This is a genomic window from Microcystis panniformis FACHB-1757, from assembly GCF_001264245.1.
Classification (GTDB): Bacteria; Cyanobacteriota; Cyanobacteriia; order Cyanobacteriales; family Microcystaceae; genus Microcystis; species Microcystis panniformis.
Genome location: NZ_CP011339.1, coordinates 43818 through 63028, shown reverse-complemented (window position 1 = coordinate 63028; position 19211 = coordinate 43818). Strand labels below are relative to the sequence as shown.

Genomic DNA, 19211 nt, shown 5'->3' with positions numbered 1-19211 from the left:
ACAATTGAGTTAAGATTTGATATAATAGCCAAAAACGAGATTATTTTACTTATGATACTTGACAAATTTTTGAACCTAAAAGGAACCTGTATTCAAGGCTATCTACACCTAGAAAATATCGGTATAGTTTGCCGAATCGAATCGAAAAATCAAAAAGCAACCTGTCCTCGTTGTGGGTTAGAGAGCGATAAACTCCACCAAAATCATCGACATTTAGTCAAAGATTTACCAATCTCAGGACAACCAGTGTACCTACAGGTTAATCGTCGTCAATTTAAGTGCGATAATTGTCAGAAACCCTTTAGCGAAGAGTTAGATTTTGTCGCCAAGAAACGAACCTATACGAAAAGACTAGCCGAGAATATACTCGAACAATTAAAATCAGGAGATATTTTAAATGTTAGTCGAAGAAATGACGTAACGGAAGAAGAGATTCAAAGAATGATAGAGGACATAGCTGAAGAAATTACAGAGACAGACCTATCGAAATTAAAAAGACTAGGAATTGACGAAATCGCTCTAGTCAAAGGACAAAAAAATTACTGTGCGGTTTTAGTAAATTTAGATACGGGAAAACTAATAGCTATTCTAGAGAAGCGAACACAAGAAGAATTGAGGGAAACGCTTACAGGGTGGGGAAAAGAGGTGTTAGAGCAAATTGAAGAAGTCAGCATAGACCTTTGGTTGCCCTATAAAAATTTGGTGAAAGAATTGATGCCATCGGCCGAGGTAGTCGCCGATAGATTCCATGTAATGAAACAAATTAATCAAGAGTTAGACGAACAAAGAAAAGCAGAAAAAAGAGCCGTAGAAGCGCAGAAAAATAAAAAACAGAAAGCGGAAAAAGAAGCGAAGCTAGAAGTTTTAAAGCGAAGTAAATATAGCTTGTTAAAAAATGAAAAAGATTTAACGGAAACTCAAAAAATCAAACTAGAAGCTATCAAAGAAAATTTCCCAAATTTGAAAAAGATGCACGAGTTAAAGGAAGAATTTAGAAAGATTTATGAAACCTCAGAGAATCCGACAGAAGGACTGCTATCCATCTCGGAATGGTTGGCAAAATCCTCCAGTGTTTTTACCAAGAGTTGTCAAACAATCCGAAACTGGTTTGGAGAAATAATTAGTTATTTCGAGCGAAGGACAACGAATGGGGTGGTCGAGGGAATCAACAATAAACTTAAACTAATAAAACGGAGAGGCTATGGCTTTAGAAACTTTCGGAATTTTTGGGTTAGAAGTATGTTATCTTGGCATCTTGTATGTTGATTTAGCATAAAGGGTAACGAAGAGCCTGTTACTGAATAAAAAAGGAAGTAGCGCTCTCGGGGAACCGAAAAAATTCCTCAAGCCAGTCTTAGGGTTGTTGAAACCCTATCCGCTCGTCGTAATGGGAGACCGTGAATTTCAGTCAGCGCAATTAGGGAAGTGGCTTGACGACAGAGGTGTAGCTTTTATCTTCCGTCAAAAGAAAAGTACCTACACGCGATTGAAAGATGGAGAAAACTATCAAGCCCTTTCCGAGTTAGAACCGAACCGGGGCGAGCGAAACTTCTTTCGGGGAGTGACCCACACGAAAAGCCATGAGATCGAGGGGTTCAACCTAGCAACTTATGGGAAAAGGGCTCTTCTGGTTTCTGTGTGGAAACTAGGTCTATACTGATAGAATATCCGCAAAATAGTCCTAAAAGTCTTTCCCAGTAAACATTTCACGATTCCATAAGCAAAAATTATCACACAAAGTCGAGAAGAGCCGGAAAAGAGGTTATCGAACTAAAGGGTCTAAAGAGCCTTGGTATTTATTGACCAACCTAGAATCTTTAGAGATAACTCTCAAGTTATATAAATCTCGATTCGGGATTGAAGCGATGTTCAAAGATTGTCAAACGGGAGGATATAATCTTGAAAAAACGAAAGTGAGCGAGCCTCGCTTTCTCGCCTTAATTTTATTAATCGCTATCGCTTACTCTTTGAATACAACCCGTGGTCAAAATCTCAAGAAATCGGGAACTCGCGATTATATTTGTCGCTCCAAAGAAGCGAAACGCGGTCCGGAAAGACATAGCGATTTTTGGATAGGTACTTATGGGAGCTTCTGGATCGAGTCGATGGACGCGTACTCGGAACTCGCCTTTTCTTTGATCCGCCTCAAGCCAGGAAAACACCCCGATTTTTCTAGGGGTCTAACGGCTATGCGCCTTATCCAGCAAGCCTTTTAGTCGCCTTGTCACCCCTTGAACAATCCTGGTTGAAAACCTTTTTGGAATTACCCAATGGGATACCTTCCCACGACACCTTGGGTCGAGTCTTAGGAATGCTAGAACCCGAGCAATTAAGGTCGGGATTCCTAGGGTGGATCGGGGAAATCACCGAAAAATTGAACCTAGAACTAATCCACATAGATGGGAAAACCGCCAAGGGTTCCTATGACCGTGAAAAGAAACTAAAGGCTTTGCACACAGTATACTTTAGACGTTCATAATCTGAGATTTATTAAACTTCTGAAATCGTAGAGTCAGCAAGGAATCCAGTTCTTTTTTATGTTTCAGATGGGCATCATTCAGACATTCATAAATAGCTGAAGAAAAGTCAGAAAAGTTCTCATAATATTTACCATATAAACATTTCTTTTTGACCAATTTCCACAGCCTTTCAATTAAATTTAGATTAGGTGAATAAGACGGCAGATAGAGCAGCTCTATTGACAAAGAAAGAGCCAATTCTTCAACAATTTTACATTTTTGATAGCGGGCATTATCTAAGACTAGAGTGATGGGAATCATTAGTCCTAAAGCAGCTATTTTTGACCGGAGTTCACAGACTTGAGTTGCCGTAATATAAGTGTCATATGTTACCAGAATAACTTCATGAGTTATTGCATTTAATGCTCCTAAAACATTGAAGCGTTTACGCCCGCTCGGTGACTTAACAAAAAGTCTCTCAAAACACCAAACAAAACCAAGAAATGCTCCCATGACGAAGTGAGCGGCATCAACAAAAAAAACAGCCCTTTTTCCTTCTTTTGCCTCATTTAGTCTGGGTTCTAGCTTTTTTTCTTTGTAGTCCTCTTGTTCATCTGGGTCAGCTTTAGAAGGAAGAGAACCTACTTTTAAACATTTCATTCCCATTGATTTTAAAAATTTTCTCACTTGGGTAGGACTTCGTTTTATTCCCGTCAATTCTTCTATCCTATATACAGCTTCATTTATTGTGGCTGCTGGATTTTTCTCGAAGTATTTTTTGAGGGTTTCTTTTTGAAACTCTAATTCACTTTTAGGGCGATAGAAGTTGATTTCTTTTAATTTTTCTATTCCGCCTTCTTGATAATTGCGAAGATAGGTTAATAAGGTATTTGGCGAGATTCCTGCTAACTGACAAATTTTTTGGTGCGGTATCTTTTGGCTTTTTAACCAGAGAACTTCCATCTTCAGTTGAACCCGGGGATGGGGATGATGAAATCTTTCATAATACAGTGAGTTCTTTTCTTCTTCCGTGAATTCTAGGTTAATCATGTTTTTAATGAGTGCTTTGCTTCTAATTATGACTCTTAAACTATATTATTGTCCTTGAGTAAAAAATGCAAGTTGTAGCCGTGCAAAGTATAAGTGCTTGGAGTAGCGAACATGGGTTAGTCTTAGCCCAAGAAAAAGTGGACAGTAAATCCAATGAAATTACCGCCGTGCCGCTCAGAAGTGCAATTGCTCAATCTCAAGGGAGCGATAGTCACTTTGGATGCCATGGGAACCCAGACGGAAATTGCCCAACAAATCAAGTCTGGGGGCGGAGATGACGTCTTAGCCCTCAAAGGCAATCAGGGCAAGCTCTTTCAACAAGTAGAAGGCTGGTTTGACCAAGCTATAGCCGGGGATTGGCAAGGGATTGAATACAGCTACCACGAAAAGGTGGAGTCGGGGCATCACCGGATCGAAACCCGTCAAATTTGGGTGGTGCCGGTGTCCCAATTACCGCCCCTGCATCGGCAGAGTCTGTGGCCTGGCCTAACCACCGTAGTCATGGTTCGCAGTGTCCGCCAATTATGGAATAAAACTACGACAGAAATTCGCTTCTTCATCAGTAGTTTAGCAGCGGATGCCCAAAAACACGCCGAGGTGATTCGCGGACATTGGAGTATTGAAAATAGTCTCCATTGGGTACTCGATGTTACCTTTAATGAAGATGCCAGTCGGGTTCGTCTGGGGCATGGAGCGGAAAACCTAGGTCTGTTGCGCCGTTTAAGTGTGAATTTGTTGAAGCAGGAGCCCTCGAAAATGAGTCTGAAAATGAAACGTTATAGGGCGAGCATGGATGATAATTTCATGGTAAAAATCTTGGAGGCCAGTGCGGTTGACTGAAAAAGGAGGTGTCAATTAGCTGACTGACGGACACATTTTTCAATACAAAGACAAGTACTGTTATGTGAAAGCCTCAAACTCCTGAATAAAAGAAAAGGTAATTTTGCCATAATAATCCTGACGAGCTTTGCGAGAAGAGCCAACAGGGAAAAGGGTCAACAGAAAATAAGTGGTCAAGTCGCAAGAAGGGACGCGCCTTATGAACAACTCCCGCCAGCCAACGTCAACCAATTTTCAAATAACTCAAACCACGCCGAAAATGAGCATCAACCTGACGGCGAGAGCCAGATTGTTGAACCGCCATGCCAGTTAAAGTAGCAAAGAGAATAGAAATGGCAACAATGAGATAGAGACGTTCTAAACAAGCAGCAGAGCGAACACGAGAATGTTCCCAGTCAAAAACGCCCGATTTACTGCCCTTGAAAGAGATGTTCAATGGGAAAACGAAGACCATACTGCCAGAAGGTGTCAAGGGTAGGAGGTTCATCGCTCAGAATTGCCCAATTATCCTTAACCCCTGGAACAGAGGCTAAAGCAAGATGAGCAGTGATTCTAGCCTCCTGCCAGACTTGAACGTTGCGATCAAAGCAGGCTTGCCGTTTGGGAGGATAGAGTTCTCTGACCTCATAGCCAAAACCCCGACGGCGAACACCGTAAATGAGGGTATCGCAAGGTAAGCGAAGACACCAATGCCAAGTATTTTTCCTGAGCCATTGAATTAATTGCTGATTGGCAAAGCCTCGGTCGGCTAACAGCATGACATTCTCAAAGCCCTGAAGATAGCCTTTGGCTCTGTCCAACAAGGGTTCGTATTTCTCAAAAGCTAGGCTGGCACTACCATGTTCTAATCCCATCCACATCAAGGGGACGGCTCTCCCCCCGCAGACCACCGCTAGATAGACAAAGCAGTATTGATTCCACAACAGAGTGGTATCTATTGCTAGATACAGTCTTTCCCCCTTCTCCTTCCAAGTCTCGATGGCTTTCAATATTAAGGGGATGTATATCTTTTCCACCGCTACTCTTCCATTCTGGCAAAAGCGATTCCACCGTCTCTGATAACTATTGGCTTGTTCGGCTCTGCTTTGTACAAAGGGTTCCCATCTGGCTTGATTGAGACTTTGACTACTGAGTAGGGCTGTCACCATCCAACTGAGGACGGTTAAATGTCTTTTATCCACAAATCGGCTTCCTTGTTCTAGATAGGAATAAACTTGGGAGAAGATTCTGTTCTCGGTTTTCATCTTGTAGGGATTCTTGCTTTTTCCCTATCTACCCAGATATTTTTCTTTTTGGCAACCCTTGTCTTGTCAGGTTTTGACCCACTTGTGTCCGTCAGTCAGGCGTGGTACTTCTAAATATACTGGATTACCTAATATTGACAAGTCTCTGACTAGATTATACTCTGTCTGATTGATTCTGTCTAAGGTTTGATGGCAATTCGGACATTCAATTGTTTCATTTAAAAGAGCAAGCTTTAGGAAAATTGTCTGAGCAATTTTTTGATAATTGACCACTGTTACATTTGGTAAATCGAGGAGTTGATCAAAATTTATCCACATAACCCACCTCCTGTTCTGTGTTACTATTATACCATGCTCACACAGAACCTAGAAGAGCCGTTTATCTTCTGTCAAACCTTTAGCTTGAGCCTTTTTGCCGACTTTATCCATAATTGAGATAAGACTTTCTGAATTTTCCTCAATTGTCAGATTAACTTCTTGTTCAGGAGAAAGACCTAACTGAGCGATTAGTGTAGGAATCTCCGATACCTTAATATTTTTGATAACTTGTTTCATGGCTTAACTAGGTAACTAGGTGTATCTTCAACTTTCATTGTACTCTATTTAATCACATTTAACAGTGTTCCTCAAATCGTCCTTGACCTCTTCGCCACAACTTCAACCCTCAAGCATAAACTAAAACCCTCTAAATCCATCAAAAAAGAAACCACAAAAGTAGGCTAAATTGCTTCTAAAAATACCATAAATGCCCCCTTCACTCAGTTAGTTTAGAGTGCGAAATGGCAGCCAGTGGAGAGATGATTTCAAGTCCTGTCATATTTTATCTTTATCTCTGACTGGCTGCCTAGACAAATCAGAAAGTAAAAGTCGTGCGGATAGTACCGATAACTAAGGTGGAATTGTTGTTATTAGAGTTAGGAGAAGTAATCACGATTACCCCCGGAGTAAGGGCAATATTATCAGTGAGTTTCCACTCATAAAATCCTTCAATATGAAAGGAAGTATCGGGATCATTAGTAGCACTGCCATCATTTAATCTAATACTAGAACTAGATACCCAGGGCTGCATACCAACAATAATACCCGCCGTATTTCCTTCCTTAAATAAATCAGGAAAAGCCAAAGTTACCGCCCAATTCCAGATATCTAAATCCCCGCGTTCTAGTTGTCCATCTAAGGTGCTAAGAGTGATAGCTTTTGTATAGCCACCCCAACCACCGAGGACAAAACCATCGACAATTCGCCAAGTAAATTGTAAACCCAAACTATTATTAATTGTCGGCACGGCCTCCCCGAATAGTTCTTCGGTGAAAAATCGGAAATTCGAGCGCTGGCTTCCCGTTCCCGTATCTAATTGGTTATAACCATGAAGGTAGGATAAAGCAATGCCAAAATTCTCGTTAGGAACATAACCCAGCTGCCCTAGGGCAGTATAGGAACCGTTAAATAAACCCGCACCCGGGTTAGGATCGTTAGCATCCCCGGCAAGATAACCGGCGCTGAATTGCAAAGCCCCATAATTACCCTGTAAACCGAGTCCAGTTTGTCCGGGGGCAAAATAAAGGGGATTGCGAGTACCAAAAGCGGAAAGCGCCCCACTAGCACCATCTCCATCCAAAAAGTTGAGGGTATTGGTAAAGTCATCTTTAGCACCTCCCGTCGCTTCTAACCAGAGTTGGATATTTTCCGTTAGGGGGAAACTGTAGTTTAAAACTTCTAGCAATAAATCGTTGCCGTCCGGTTGGGTAAAGGCTAAGGTACTTTCAAAAGTTCCCGTAGTATCGGCTAAATCGGCAATATTTCCCGTTGCTAGACGGGTATAGAGTAAATCTTTGCCTGTGAAGCTAGTATTTAATTCTAAACGGGCCCGATAACCAAAAGCTGGCACTTGGGGAATCCCTTCACCACCGTTTTTTTCTCCTGTGGCTACCCCATATAATGCCATCACCACTTCCCCGGTTAATTTAGTGGTGGTGGAAAATTGATTATTTTCCAGAAAAGCGACTCGATTTTCCAAGTTATCAACCCTAGCACCCAATGCCGCTAATTCGGTCTCGAATTCGCTAACTAATCGCTTGATTTTGTCTAGATCTTCTTTTAATACCGCTACTCCTTCTTGAATCAATCTTTCTAGGGTATTTAAGCAAGCATTCAACCCGGCGGCAAATTCCCAACGAGTTAAAGCGCGTTCACCGCGAAAAGTACGGTCAGGATAACCTACTATACAACCATACCTCTCCACGAGACTTCTTAAGGCCTCAAACGCCCAGGCGGTGGGAGAAACATCCCGCAATTGATTGACACTTGTTACCTGTGCCATGGGGTTACTAGAGAGGTTTTCGAGACTATTAGCCAGTACCGGACCAGAAAAACCCAGTAATATCGCTGCTGTTAGGAAATTTTGCTTGATTTTCATTGCTGTCTCTCACACCTACAAGAATGATTCTTATTATCAATGTAATCAGGTTAGCAAACTTTTTCCAGTTTGGCACTGTTGCCAATATTTTTTAAGTGTTATTTAAGATAAAATCTGGCTCTCTTAGGTTTGGTGGGTAAAATGTATTCTAAGATACAGTCCTGCGGGCGAGCGAGCGGAAGGAACCACAGAGACACAGAGGACACAAAGATTGATCGCTTCTATAGTAAGTTAAACTGATCACACAAAGAATAAGAGAGCCAAAATCTGAATTGCCTAGCATTTATTGGTTCAAATAAATCTTAAATGATAATAAAAAAAAGGCTCTTCTGGTTTTCGTGTGTTAATTTTTGTTATGAATTAAAGCAAGCAAACAGCTTAAGTCGAAGATGTTCAAAATTGGTAAATCCATAACTCATTCTTTTAATAAGCTTTATTTTGGTATTCATTCCCTCAATTAATCCGTTGGTTGTCTGATTTTCAAAGTAATTACAAATACCTGGCAAATGCTTCTGGATCATCCTGGCACTACTTTCATATAATATCCCGCCTATTCTTATCCATTTTTCCAATTTTCTCTCAGCACCTCTGAACGTTCTACTACTTTGATAAATTTGTCTAATTTCTTCTTTCATTTCCCCGGCTATTCCTAAGCATGGATGTTCTTTCAGAATAACTTCTAGTTGTTGTTTTTGCTCGTCCTTTAAGTCCTCTTTATTCTTCCATAATAAATGAGGTAATCCTTTTTCATGCACCCCCATTAACTTTCTCAATTTATTAAGCTCGTCATTGATGATAGCCATTACATGAAAACGGTCATAGATGATTTTAGCATTGGGAAATAATTCCTTGATCACTGCTGTAAATCCTGACCACATATCGACGCTCACTTCTTTCACTTTCTCCCGAACTGCGTCTGGCTGTGCTTTTAAGGCTTCCATTAATTCTTCTTGCTTATGTCCTTTAATCACATCTAGTAAAATTTTCGGCTCTTCGGGAATTGTTATGCAAATAATTAACTTCAAATAAAATTCGATGAGAGCAACTACGCTCAAAAGTAGCTGAAATTCATACAGGAAAGGACTTAAGGCACAAACAGGTTAATACCAAAAGATAGACAATTGAGTTAAGATTTGATATAATAGCCAAAAACGAGATTATTTTACTTATGATACTTGACAAATTTTTGAACCTAAAAGGAACCTGTATTCAAGGCTATCTACACCTAGAAAATATCGGTATAGTTTGCCGAATCGAATCGAAAAATCAAAAAGCAACCTGTCCTCGTTGTGGGTTAGAGAGCGATAAACTCCACCAAAATCATCGACATTTAGTCAAAGATTTACCAATCTCAGGACAACCAGTGTACCTACAGGTTAATCGTCGTCAATTTAAGTGCGATAATTGTCAGAAACCCTTTAGCGAAGAGTTAGATTTTGTCGCCAAGAAACGAACCTATACGAAAAGACTAGCCGAGAATATACTCGAACAATTAAAAGAAGGAGATATTTTAAATGTTAGTCGAAGAAATGACGTAACGGAAGAAGAGATTCAAAGAATGATAGAGGACATAGCTGAAGAAATTACAGAGACAGACCTATCGAAATTAAAAAGACTAGGAATTGACGAAATCGCTCTAGTCAAAGGACAAAAAAATTACTGTGCGGTTTTAGTAAATTTAGATACGGGAAAACTAATAGCTATTCTAGAGAAGCGAACACAAGAAGAATTGAGGGAAACGCTTACAGGGTGGGGAAAAGAGGTGTTAGAGCAAATTGAAGAAGTCAGCATAGACCTTTGGTTGCCCTATAAAAATTTGGTGAAAGAATTGATGCCATCGGCCGAGGTAGTCGCCGATAGATTCCATGTAATGAAACAAATTAATCAAGAGTTAGACGAACAAAGAAAAGCAGAAAAAAGAGCCGTAGAAGCGCAGAAAAATAAAAAACAGAAAGCGAAAAAAGAAGCGAAGCTAGAAGTTTTAAAGCGAAGTAAATATAGCTTGTTAAAAAATGAAAAAGATTTAACGGAAACTCAAAAAATCAAACTAGAAGCTATCAAAGAAAATTGACCAAATTTGAAAAAGATGCACGAGTTAAAGGAAGAATTTAGAAAGATTTATGAAACCTCAGAGAATCCGACAGAAGGACTGCTATCCATCTCGGAATGGTTGGCAAAATCCTCCAGTGTTTTTACCAAGAGTTGTCAAACAATCCGAAACTGGTTTGGAGAAATCATTAGTTATTTCGAGCGAAGGACAACGAATGGGGTGGTCGAGGGAATCAACAATAAACTGAAACTAATAAAACGGAGAGCCTATGGCTTGAGAAACTTTCGTAATTTTTGGGTTAGAAGTATGTTATCTTGGCATCTTGTCTGTTGATTTAGCATAAATAGTAACGAAGAGCCAAATTTTCTTGTCCATATCTACGACCGTTGTGATGAAATCTTTATGTCCTTTTAAGTTACTAAATTCATCTAAGCTTATTCGTTCTGGTGCTTCCCACTCTTCCTTTTCTAGTTCTTTAGCACAGTGATTAAATATTAACTCAACTTCTGACCATCCTAACCCTTCTTCTCGACTTATTTCTTCGATGCTACAATTTTTTACTCTCTCATAAATCATCGATTCATAGCGAATTGTATGATGCTGTCTTAATCTCATAAAACTCAGTCTTTCGCTGATATACTTTTGGCACTTTTGACAATGAAACTGACGGCGTGGTACTTCTAAATATACTGGATTACCTAATATTGACAAGTCTCTGACTAGATTATACTCTGTCTGATTGATTCTGTCTAAGGTTTGATGGCAATTCGGACATTCAATTGTTTCATTTAAAAGAGCAAGCTTTAGGAAAATTGTCTGAGCAATTTTTTGATAATTGACCACTGTTGCATTTGGTAAATCGAGGAGTTGATCAAAATTTATCCACATAACCCACCTCCTGTTCTGTGTTACTATTATACCATGCTCACACAGAACCTAGAAGAGCCATAAAAACAATAGGTAAATAATTTTATTTTTCCTAAAAACAAGATAGAGACGCTGCTGACAGCATCTCTAAATGATTATTTTTGGTTCAATTGAGGATAAAAAAGAGGTAACTAGCGCAATTCGGCGTTAAACTCGTTAAAAGAGCGTCTTTTTAACTCTACCGATTCTGATCGAGGCAGAAGATCAAAAACCTTTCTTAAGACATCATCCACATCTTCGTATTTAACATTGCCCAAACCATCATAAACCACTTTACCCTGTTGGTCTAAAACCACTGTTTGGGGAACCCCGCCGCGATAATAGTAACCCGGTTCATCGGCACGATAGGAAGACTTTAAGGGGATAGAATCGACACTTACGGGGATAATACTGGCGGCGCGACCATAAAACTCTTGAAAACGGGAGACAATTGCCGCAAATCGCTTACAATCGCTACTATCATCCAGATAATAGACAATAATAGCCGGAATTTTCCGTTGAAAAGTTTCCGCTAAATTTAAACGCGGTGGTACGAGGGAACCATTACCCGCATAGACCACAAAAATATTACCATCAAGGCGATCGTCATCGATTCCCGCATAGGCGCTAGGGGTTAGCCAAGGAGAGAAACTCGTCAGAGCAACAATGAGAAAGACAAGACAGATCCGAAGACGCAGCCGATAACGAGATTTCATGATCAACAGGGTTAGAATATTAAGACAATTTTTAGTTTGACATACCCCACGCCGTAAACGGACGTGGATTCTTCTAGCATCACTGCTGAGAATTTCTGGCTCAACGAGTCCACTTGAATTAGATTCCTGGCGAAATCCCACCCAGAGGTGGTTCTCTCCTCAGACTTTCGCTCCCTTACAGAAGCCTGTTTTCGTATGCCCTACGATACAGTTCAAAACCTCTAAAATAATTGGTTTCTCTGGTACTTGACGCTTAGAGCTTTTACCTATAGGAGCATTCCCCTATAGAACCCCATAACTCTAGTTTTCAAGGTGCGTTCATCCTGCGATGACTGGGTTTTTTAAGCGGTTGCTTACCCGGCCCGCTATTCTTAATATCATACATCACATAAAGTCGCCCTAAAAGGGCGAGGCTTTAAACCCAATTTTTAGTGTAAAAAATCTTGTGACCTTCGAGCGCGATAATTCCCAAACTACCCCGCGAGTCATTGCCGCTAACTCGCACTTTGCCGATACCTATTATGCCATTCTAGGACTACATCCGAGCGCCTCAGTGATCGAAGTGCGACGCGCCTATCGGGAACTAAGCAAACGATACCACCCCGATACTACCGAACTCAGCCCCGAAGTGGCAAAGGTTAAATTCCAGCGTCTTAACGAAGCTTATGCCACCCTGAGTAATCCCGATCGCCGTTCCCTGTATGATTTACAGATAGGTTACTCGCGCTGGAATGTCATCCAAACCATCCCCGATAGCGATCAACCCATAGCTAATCGTAGCGCCTATCTCGATCCGACTGATCGGCCCCTATCTTCGGGAGAGATTTTTGCTTTGTTTATCTTGGCACTCACCCTGCTCGGCTGCTTGTTACTGGCGGTGATTATTGCTATGCTTCGAGGAGAGAATGCTGTCACTGTAGCCCAATTATTTTTGATTTAGATGCGATGAAGATTCCCACTGCTGATACTCCCCTCTATAATCATCCCTTACCGGCGATCGAAGCATGGCTAGTTAAATTAGGTTGTCGGAAAAATACCGAGAATGTCCACTGTTGGACTGTGGAAAAACCGACATGGAAAGCGGAAATCTGCCTCGATATCGAAGAAATCACCGTTCGTTACCTTCGGGCAGCCAATGACGGCAGTGACATCAATCGCGCTTTTAAATACTCCCTGAGTCGCCAAGATATCGAATCGGCGGTTTTTTCTGGTCCCTAATCATCGGCCAAACTTTTGACTATTTCCAGTACACTTGTTCAGACTGAAATCAAAGCTCCCCCACAACTGGAACCGCTGCCGGCAGTGCAACCGTAGCAATAGGAAGCGGTTTGTACCTCTGTAATTAGCTCTAAAGTACCCGCTTGTAATAAATCCGGCAGGGTTAATTTTTGGCCTTGACTGGTGCAAGCGGCCAGACCCTCCATCTGATTAAAATCGCAGTCATAGATATTACCCAAATAATCGATCGAAAGCTGATTACGACACATCAAATATTCGACAGTATCGCCATTAAAATGGTCTTCGAGGAATTGAAGATAGGGTTGATAGAGTTGCTGGTGTTCCAGATGGAAGCGCGTCCTGCCGACGGGTAGGTTAGTGATAGTAAACAGATTGTTAAAAGAAATATTAAAATGTTCTTGCAAGAACTTTTTGTAATCCTGTGTTAGGGATACCTGATCTGGTGTGAGAGAAAAATTCTCTGACTTAGGAATCTGGGGATTATAGACTAAATCCACAATCAAATTCGGCTCTTGAGCGTAGCCAAGACGGTTTAACCATTGTAAAGCAGCAATCGATCGATCATAGACTCCCAGACCGCGCATTTTATCCACATTATCGGCAAGATAACAGGGTAAAGAAGCCACCACCCGCAGCTGATGTCCAGCGCAATATTCAGGAATATCAGTAAATCCTTTCTCGAAATAAATAGTTAAATTCGAGCGCACAATTACCTCTTTTCCCGCTTTTCTAGAGGTTTCCACAATTGGTTTAAAACCGTAGAGCATTTCGGGAGCGCCGCCAGTCAGATCGACGGTTTTAATTTGGGGAAATCTTGCGATCAGTTCGATAATTTGTTCGCACACTTCTGGAGTCATTTCTTCGGAGCGAACTGGACTAGCTTCCACATGACAATGGCTACAAGCAAGGTTACATTTTTTTCCCAAATTAATTTGCATAACCGAGATTTTTTGCTTAGTTAAAGGAGTTTTTAGTTTCTCGAAAAAAGGAGTCATGGGAGAGTAATCAGTGAACAGTAATCAGTAATCAGTAATCAGTAATCAGTAATCAGTAATCAGTAATCAGTAATCAGTGAACAGTAATCAGTGACCAATAACTAATCAATGATAACTGATAAGGGCTCTTCTCGACTTTGTGTGATAATTTTTGCTTATGGAGTCGTGAAATGCTTATCGGGCAAGACTTTTAGGGCTATTTTGCGGATATTCTATCAGTATAGACCTCGTTTCCACACAGAAACCAGAAGAGCCTGATAAGTAGGGAGGCACAATTATTTATAGGATGGGTTAGCGGTAGCGTAAACTATGCGGGCGTTGGGTTTCATGCTTCAACCCAACCTACGTTCATCTTATATTTAATTCCTGATAACTGATAACTGAGGGATCGAACTTGTCTCGACCGTACTTTTTTAACAGCAACCGCCCCCATTATAGTGCCAAGTGGACTCGGTGATGAGGATATCTTGGGGAGAGAAACGAGCCAAGTTGCTCGCAGTTTTATCACAGACGGCCACTGGCAATCCTTTGGCTAAAATATGTCCAGCACCATCATCAAAAATTGCCTCCGTACCAGTATAAATAGCAGTTTTGCCGGTAAAAATACAGGCCCCATCTTCGGGAATAGCTACTTTAAAAGCCACGGAATCTAAACTTTCTAAGAGGAGCGGCTCGGCTAAATTATAACTCTGACAGTCCAGTAAACGATAGGGACGACGGGCCCGAATTTCTACCTGACCAAAACCAGCAGCGATCAACTGTTGAATATAATCATCGTAGGTCAAGGCCCCCGATAGACACATAGCGCGTAAACGCTGATCTTCTTGCAAATGTTCGGGAATTGGACGAGGGGCGATCGGATCACTCATCAGTAAACGTCCTCCCGGTTTTAAGACGCGAAAAGCTTCCCGTAAAGCTAACTGTAAATCGGCTGGTTTAAAGATATTAAAAAGACAATTCTGCGCCACTACATCGACGGAGGCATCCTCCACCGGCAATTCAAAGGCAGAACCATCTCTAATTTCCACAAAATCGAGACTAAACCAGGGATTTTCCAGCAGCGCTTCGCTGAGATTTCTTTGGGCTGCCCAACGCATTTCTGGCACTGGATCTACCGCAATCACTCCCCCCGGACGACGGGAAAAATAGGCGAATTGCAGTGCTTCTAAACCACCACCCACACCCACATACAAAACCCTAGGAGAATTGCCTAATTCATTGGCCTGCACCGTCGTGCCACAACCATAGTTCATCTCCTGCATAATGGCAGGGATTTTTAACCCCGGTAGTTGCAAAGGACTGCTTTGAACACAACATAGCCCCACTTCGGGAGTTTGGGCCACTTCGCTGTAAAATTTGGCAGTAGCTTCCAGATAAGTCATTTTCATCCTTTAAACTCCTTTTCTCTGATCAATTCAAGGACCGACTTCACATCCTCGCCCAACGCTATCGTAGCATTCCTACTGACCTATAAGCGGTTAAAATTCGTCTTAGCTTATCTTGATGCTCCGGGATCTCGAAATAAGTACCTAGGCAAAATTATTTACACATGACGATCATTGCCCCGTAAGGGTTTTAGCTCGATCGGGCAGGTAATTAATTTTGCATGACTACTTACCGCAACGCCGAAACCTGCGGGATCGCTTTCTAGTCTAGCCTATTTTCTATACACCTGATCGTGACTACCAATATCAATTAACAAGATGATAACTTCTCAATATTCTCCATCTTCCGAAAAACTAAAAATAATTCGACAATCGTAAGCCACAGTACAAGACCATAACCCTTCTAAATTACCACTTAACCTATGGGTTTTTAAAGACAGTGTAAATGGGTCTTCTGCCAGCTTTCTAAGTACATCGAAAATTTTAGGTTTTAACTGGGGATTTTTCTTGATTAGCTTCTTAAACGAACGCTTAAACCCATCACTCCATATTAGAGCCATTGTTAATCCTCATTCAAATCAGCAATCAAATCTTCTGCGGTTCCCCTTCTGGCTGTTCCAGTAGCGATCGCCTGTTTCAATTCCTTAAAATTAGCTAAAATTTCTCTTTCTCTTCCTTTAGCTCTATATTGAGACAAAATCTCTAACAATGACTCTTGTTCATCCTCTGATAAATTCTCAAAAGATTTGATCATTTCTTGCAAAGTCATCATTTTACCTCTTAAACTATTTTCCTTATATTTTAATTATTTTCAAAGATAATTTTATGGTAAACATCTGCGATTACTATCTGAATTTCCAAAGAATTTAAATGAATTATCGTATCATATTCATAAGCTGTAAACACCCAGCAATCGCCTTCCTTTTGAAAATGTTCAATATAACATTTTTCCTGAGAAATCAATAAATATTCATGAAAAGTTGCAATGGTTCGATAAGCGGCCAACTTTTCTTCTCTGTCGTAACTTGCCGTTGCAGCAGACAAAACCTCAGTAATCAAAACAGGATTAATTAAAGTATCTTTGCGTCCTTCTTGATAAGTGAGAGGTTCAGGCATCACCATAATATCAGGATAGGTAGCTATTTGACGCTCAGGTATCCATAAACGCTGATCGGTGACAAAAACGGCATAGGGTTGATTCTTTAGTCCAGTATATAAAGCCACTAATAAATTACTAATAATGCGATTATGAGTCGGTGTTCCTCCTGTCATAGCAATAATTTTTCCATCCAGATATTCATGACGAGTTTGGGATTGTATTTCCTGCTCAAAATATTGACTAAGAGTATATTTTCCAGTGAGAGCGGTCATAATGATGATTGTTTGAGAATAAGCATTTTGCAGCGTTTTTCATTGTTCCCCAATTCTAACAACAAAAAAGCACCCCCTCGCGGGAGTGCCTTTTCGTTCAGACTAGGAATTAACCATTGATAGCAGGAGCGGTCAGAGCTACGGGAGCCTGTTCACCACTAGCTAAGTCTAAGGGGAAGTTATGTGCATTGCGCTCGTGCATTACTTCCATACCGATACCAGCGCGGTTTAACACATCGGCCCAAGTACCGATTACACGACCTTGAGAATCGAGAATCGACTGGTTGAAGTTGAAACCGTTGAGGTTAAACGCCATGGTGCTAACACCCATTGCCGTAAACCAGATACCGATTACCGGCCATGCACCTAAGAAGAAGTGCAGAGAGCGGCTGTTGTTGAAAGAAGCGTATTGGAAGATTAAACGTCCGAAGTAACCGTGAGCGGCAACGATATTGTAGGTTTCTTCTTCTTGACCGAATTTGTAACCGTAGTTCTGAGATTCGATTTCAGTGGTTTCACGCACTAAAGAAGAAGTTACTAGGGAACCGTGCATTGCACTGAACAAGGAACCGCCGAACACACCAGCAACACCTAACATATGGAAGGGGTGCATCAGAATGTTATGTTCTGCTTGGAACACAAACATAAAGTTGAAGGTTCCAGAGATTCCTAAAGGCATACCATCAGAGAAGGAACCTTGTCCGATGGGATAGATTAAGAATACAGCAGTTGCGGCGGATACAGGTGCAGAGTAAGCTACACAAATCCAAGGACGCATTCCTAAACGGAAAGACAGTTCCCACTGACGACCGAGGTAGCAGAAGACACCTAGTAAGAAGTGGAAAATGACTAACTGGTAGGGACCACCGTTGTATAACCACTCATCTAAGGAAGCTGCTTCCCAGATGGGGTAGAAGTGGAGTCCAATTGCGTTAGAAGAGGGAACAACTGCACCAGAGATGATGTTGTTTCCGTAGAGTAGGGAACCAGCTACAGGCTCGCGAATACCGTCGATATCTACAGGAGGAGCGGCGATAAAGGCGATGATGAAGCAGGTGGTGGCGGTGAGCAGGGTGGGGATCATGATGACACCGAACCAACCGATGTATAAACGGTTGTTGGTGCTGGTAATCCACTGGCAGAACTGCTCCCACAGGGAAGCGCTCTCGCGCTGTTGTAGAGTGGTGGTCATTGGTTTATGATTCCTATTAAGTTATCGAGGTACGATTGATTGATGATGTTTCTATCTTAGAGAGTTTGTAACGGTTTGTAAAGGGGTTTGACAAAAGTATTTCTTGTCGGAATGATAAGGTGGGCTTATGTTCGGTTAGTTGGTCGAAGCGATCGATTTGCCGACAATAAACTCATCGGAAATTTTGGGTCTGAAACCCCGCCGTTCTAGGTTGGCTTTACGTTAGAATTAAAAGGCCAGTCTCGAAAACCAAGTGGACGGCGCAGCACCTTGAAAACTCGGCTTAGGGGGTTCCGACCAGAAAAGCTTGGCCGGGTAAAAAGTCGCGCGCAACAAGTACAAGAAGCTATAGGCGGTCAACGTACCGTGGGACACCGGGAATCGGGCTTCTGAAATGGGGCGAAAGTCTGTGGACTCTGTGTAAGACAGTACATGGTTTTTTAACTGTGGTATGCGACGGTGGTGGAAGCAGAAACTTAAATCGTGAGGTTTAGGAATCGCCGCACTTTTAGGGCGGCGAGGATGTCAACATCACAACTAAGGCAACAGCACCTGCGGGAGGATGCAACGTTCCGGTAAGTTGCGTAATGCCTATCGTTAGCGATACTGCCATGCCAACGACTAGAGGTGAAGCCCCGAAAAAATGCAGAAGTGTTAGACTGACAAGCGCCCCTAAGACATTCCCGCCGATGACATTACGCGGTTGCGCCAATGGGCTATCGGGAGCGCCGAAAATCAAAACACTGGTGGCACCAAACGGAGCCATCAGCAAGGGCGAATTCGTTTCCATCGTCAGGTAAGCACAAATCGAGATTGCCATAAAACTGCCGAACCAACTCCAAAAAACGTGTCGATGATGAGGCTTCTCGACTGGACAGGCTAAAGAGCAGGAGCGCCATCGGTGGAAGATTTTGAACCAATAGTTTTCCCACATCGATCGAATCTTTTTGTAGGAGAGCATAAAATGGTAATAATTGTTACTGAAGTTAGAATATCATGACTTCCTCAAGAAACTTTGAAAAAGTATTCAAATTTACAGATTTTTTGATTATGATGTTCATTCAGAGGCATCTATAGCAGCAAAAATTAGGTTCCAAGCTTTTTGATTCCTTGCAAAGCCTAGAGGCTCTCTTATTCTTTGTGTGGTCAGTTTAACTTATATAGTAGTGATCGATCTTTGTGTCCTCTGTGTCTCTGTGGTTCCTTCCACTCGCTCGCCCGCAAGACTGTATCTTAGAATACATTTTACCCACCAAACCGAAGAGAGCCGCATTTGCTAGAACCCCTTTTGTTAGAACCCCTTTTGCTTTCATAGTAGTTTGAGCCTTGACATTTGTAACCTTCCACA

Annotated in this window: 21 protein-coding genes and 3 pseudogenes; 8 read left to right on the top strand and 16 right to left on the bottom strand. The window is 41.6% G+C overall.

Translation table 11 applies throughout. The features are described from left to right. The first annotated feature begins 51 nt into the window (after window positions 1-51). The 4 genes from VL20_RS00335 (at window position 52) to VL20_RS00320 (ending at window position 2479) form a co-directional block, all read left to right on the top strand. Entirely contained in the window at window positions 52-1266 is a 1215-nt protein-coding gene (locus tag VL20_RS00335; RefSeq protein WP_052275257.1) for an ISL3 family transposase, read from the top strand. Between the two features lie 94 nt (window positions 1267-1360). After that, the gene (locus VL20_RS00330) at window positions 1361-1660 is read left to right on the top strand and encodes a hypothetical protein (protein WP_369800424.1); all 300 of its coding nucleotides are present in this window, start codon (window positions 1361-1363) and stop codon (window positions 1658-1660) included. Between the two features lie 139 nt (window positions 1661-1799). Continuing rightward, window positions 1800-2216, top strand: a complete 417-nt coding sequence (locus VL20_RS00325; protein ID WP_284525946.1) for a hypothetical protein — start codon at window positions 1800-1802, stop codon at window positions 2214-2216. Window positions 2217-2221: 5 nt separating this feature from the next. After that, window positions 2222-2479 carry an ISAs1 family transposase gene (locus VL20_RS00320; protein ID WP_052275255.1) on the top strand — a complete coding sequence of 86 codons (258 nt, stop codon included), beginning with the start codon at window positions 2222-2224 and terminating at the stop codon, window positions 2477-2479. Here VL20_RS00320 and VL20_RS00315 read toward each other — a convergent pair. After that, entirely contained in the window at window positions 2466-3509 is a 1044-nt protein-coding gene (locus tag VL20_RS00315; RefSeq protein ID WP_052275254.1) for an IS630 family transposase, read from the bottom strand. The two genes, VL20_RS00320 and VL20_RS00315, sit on opposite strands and share 14 nt — an antisense overlap. A gap of 153 nt (window positions 3510-3662) precedes the next feature. Here VL20_RS00315 and VL20_RS00310 point away from each other — a divergent pair, with 153 nt between their 5' ends. Continuing rightward, the gene (locus VL20_RS00310; RefSeq protein ID WP_052275253.1) at window positions 3663-4349 is read left to right on the top strand and encodes an ISAs1 family transposase; all 687 of its coding nucleotides are present in this window, start codon (window positions 3663-3665) and stop codon (window positions 4347-4349) included. Between the two features lie 223 nt (window positions 4350-4572). Here VL20_RS00310 and VL20_RS26695 read toward each other — a convergent pair whose 3' ends face one another. From VL20_RS26695 to VL20_RS00285, 6 genes and pseudogenes are all read right to left on the bottom strand, one after another. Beyond that, window positions 4573-4785, bottom strand: a complete 213-nt coding sequence (locus VL20_RS26695) for a hypothetical protein (protein ID WP_052275239.1) — start codon at window positions 4783-4785, stop codon at window positions 4573-4575. After that, entirely contained in the window at window positions 4760-5593 is an 834-nt protein-coding gene (locus VL20_RS32040) for a transposase (RefSeq protein ID WP_284525807.1), read from the bottom strand. Before VL20_RS32040 ends, VL20_RS26695 begins: the two co-directional genes overlap by 26 nt. A gap of 99 nt (window positions 5594-5692) precedes the next feature. Next, a pseudogene (locus VL20_RS00300) lies at window positions 5693-5911 on the bottom strand (transposase family protein); the annotation flags it as partial. A 48-nt stretch (window positions 5912-5959) separates the two neighbouring features. Next, window positions 5960-6148, bottom strand: a complete 189-nt coding sequence (locus tag VL20_RS00295; protein ID WP_052275251.1) for a hypothetical protein — start codon at window positions 6146-6148, stop codon at window positions 5960-5962. 298 nt (window positions 6149-6446) lie between these two features. After that, complete coding sequence (locus VL20_RS00290; protein WP_002763778.1) at window positions 6447-8009, bottom strand: iron uptake porin; 1563 nt, start codon at window positions 8007-8009, stop codon at window positions 6447-6449. 353 nt (window positions 8010-8362) lie between these two features. Then, window positions 8363-9046 carry an ISL3 family transposase gene (locus VL20_RS00285; protein ID WP_369800487.1) on the bottom strand — a complete coding sequence of 228 codons (684 nt, stop codon included), beginning with the start codon at window positions 9044-9046 and terminating at the stop codon, window positions 8363-8365. A 131-nt stretch (window positions 9047-9177) separates the two neighbouring features. Between VL20_RS00285 and VL20_RS00280 the strand changes: the two are divergent. After that, window positions 9178-10392 (top strand): annotated as a pseudogene (locus tag VL20_RS00280) (ISL3 family transposase). Between the two features lie 15 nt (window positions 10393-10407). Here the strand turns inward: VL20_RS00280 and VL20_RS00275 are convergent. Both VL20_RS00275 and VL20_RS00270 read right to left on the bottom strand, forming a co-directional pair. Next, window positions 10408-10947, bottom strand: a pseudogene (locus VL20_RS00275) (transposase family protein); the annotation flags it as partial. Window positions 10948-11117: 170 nt separating this feature from the next. Beyond that, complete coding sequence (locus tag VL20_RS00270; RefSeq protein ID WP_052278334.1) at window positions 11118-11681, bottom strand: thylakoid membrane photosystem I accumulation factor; 564 nt, start codon at window positions 11679-11681, stop codon at window positions 11118-11120. Window positions 11682-12126: 445 nt separating this feature from the next. Here VL20_RS00270 and VL20_RS00265 point away from each other — a divergent pair, with 445 nt between their 5' ends. Together VL20_RS00265 and VL20_RS00260 are read left to right on the top strand one after the other, a co-directional pair. After that, window positions 12127-12621: a J domain-containing protein gene (locus VL20_RS00265; protein ID WP_052275249.1), complete on the top strand. Its 495-nt coding sequence runs from the start codon at window positions 12127-12129 to the stop codon at window positions 12619-12621. A gap of 5 nt (window positions 12622-12626) precedes the next feature. Next, window positions 12627-12899, top strand: a complete 273-nt coding sequence (locus tag VL20_RS00260) for a DUF3143 domain-containing protein (RefSeq protein WP_052275248.1) — start codon at window positions 12627-12629, stop codon at window positions 12897-12899. 38 nt (window positions 12900-12937) lie between these two features. Here VL20_RS00260 and arsS read toward each other — a convergent pair whose 3' ends face one another. The 7 genes from arsS to VL20_RS00225 all read right to left on the bottom strand — a co-directional run bounded on the left by arsS (window position 12938) and on the right by VL20_RS00225 (window position 18824). After that, complete coding sequence (gene arsS / locus VL20_RS00255) at window positions 12938-13915, bottom strand: arsenosugar biosynthesis radical SAM (seleno)protein ArsS (protein WP_052275247.1); 978 nt, start codon at window positions 13913-13915, stop codon at window positions 12938-12940. Between the two features lie 413 nt (window positions 13916-14328). Beyond that, a complete protein-coding gene (gene arsM / locus VL20_RS00250; RefSeq protein ID WP_170863948.1) occupies window positions 14329-15303 on the bottom strand; it encodes an arsenosugar biosynthesis arsenite methyltransferase ArsM in 975 nt (324 codons plus the stop codon). 326 nt (window positions 15304-15629) lie between these two features. After that, window positions 15630-15860, bottom strand: coding sequence for a type II toxin-antitoxin system RelE/ParE family toxin (locus VL20_RS00245; protein ID WP_052275246.1), 231 nt, complete (start codon window positions 15858-15860; stop codon window positions 15630-15632). 2 nt (window positions 15861-15862) lie between these two features. Beyond that, window positions 15863-16069 carry a hypothetical protein gene (locus VL20_RS00240; RefSeq protein WP_081417909.1) on the bottom strand — a complete coding sequence of 69 codons (207 nt, stop codon included), beginning with the start codon at window positions 16067-16069 and terminating at the stop codon, window positions 15863-15865. 32 nt (window positions 16070-16101) lie between these two features. After that, window positions 16102-16671, bottom strand: a complete 570-nt coding sequence (locus VL20_RS00235; RefSeq protein ID WP_052275244.1) for a Uma2 family endonuclease — start codon at window positions 16669-16671, stop codon at window positions 16102-16104. A gap of 109 nt (window positions 16672-16780) precedes the next feature. Beyond that, the gene (gene psbA, locus VL20_RS00230; RefSeq protein ID WP_045358920.1) at window positions 16781-17863 is read right to left on the bottom strand and encodes a photosystem II q(b) protein; all 1083 of its coding nucleotides are present in this window, start codon (window positions 17861-17863) and stop codon (window positions 16781-16783) included. 508 nt (window positions 17864-18371) lie between these two features. Beyond that, window positions 18372-18824, bottom strand: coding sequence for an HPP family protein (locus VL20_RS00225; RefSeq protein ID WP_260441228.1), 453 nt, complete (start codon window positions 18822-18824; stop codon window positions 18372-18374). Between the last annotated feature and the right edge of the window lie 387 nt (window positions 18825-19211).

Bases quoted from the DNA above. Each gene is read 5' to 3' on its own strand.
- VL20_RS00235 (WP_052275244.1), bottom strand. From the start codon at position 16,671: ATGACCGCTCTCACTGGAAAATATACTCTTAGTCAATATTTTGAGCAG.
- VL20_RS00290 (WP_002763778.1), bottom strand. From the start codon at position 8,009: ATGAAAATCAAGCAAAATTTCCTAACAGCAGCGATATTACTGGGTTTT.
- VL20_RS00310 (WP_052275253.1), top strand. From the start codon at position 3,663: ATGAAATTACCGCCGTGCCGCTCAGAAGTGCAATTGCTCAATCTCAAG.
- VL20_RS00245 (WP_052275246.1), bottom strand. From the start codon at position 15,860: ATGGCTCTAATATGGAGTGATGGGTTTAAGCGTTCGTTTAAGAAGCTA.
- VL20_RS00335 (WP_052275257.1), top strand. From the start codon at position 52: ATGATACTTGACAAATTTTTGAACCTAAAAGGAACCTGTATTCAAGGC.
- VL20_RS00270 (WP_052278334.1), bottom strand. From the start codon at position 11,681: ATGAAATCTCGTTATCGGCTGCGTCTTCGGATCTGTCTTGTCTTTCTC.
- VL20_RS00225 (WP_260441228.1), bottom strand. From the start codon at position 18,824: ATGCTCTCCTACAAAAAGATTCGATCGATGTGGGAAAACTATTGGTTC.
- VL20_RS00240 (WP_081417909.1), bottom strand. From the start codon at position 16,069: ATGACTTTGCAAGAAATGATCAAATCTTTTGAGAATTTATCAGAGGAT.
- VL20_RS00260 (WP_052275248.1), top strand. From the start codon at position 12,627: ATGAAGATTCCCACTGCTGATACTCCCCTCTATAATCATCCCTTACCG.
- VL20_RS00295 (WP_052275251.1), bottom strand. From the start codon at position 6,148: ATGAAACAAGTTATCAAAAATATTAAGGTATCGGAGATTCCTACACTA.
- VL20_RS32040 (WP_284525807.1), bottom strand. From the start codon at position 5,593: ATGAAAACCGAGAACAGAATCTTCTCCCAAGTTTATTCCTATCTAGAA.
- VL20_RS00315 (WP_052275254.1), bottom strand. From the start codon at position 3,509: ATGATTAACCTAGAATTCACGGAAGAAGAAAAGAACTCACTGTATTAT.
- arsM (WP_170863948.1), bottom strand. From the start codon at position 15,303: ATGAAAATGACTTATCTGGAAGCTACTGCCAAATTTTACAGCGAAGTG.
- psbA (WP_045358920.1), bottom strand. From the start codon at position 17,863: ATGACCACCACTCTACAACAGCGCGAGAGCGCTTCCCTGTGGGAGCAG.
- arsS (WP_052275247.1), bottom strand. From the start codon at position 13,915: ATGACTCCTTTTTTCGAGAAACTAAAAACTCCTTTAACTAAGCAAAAA.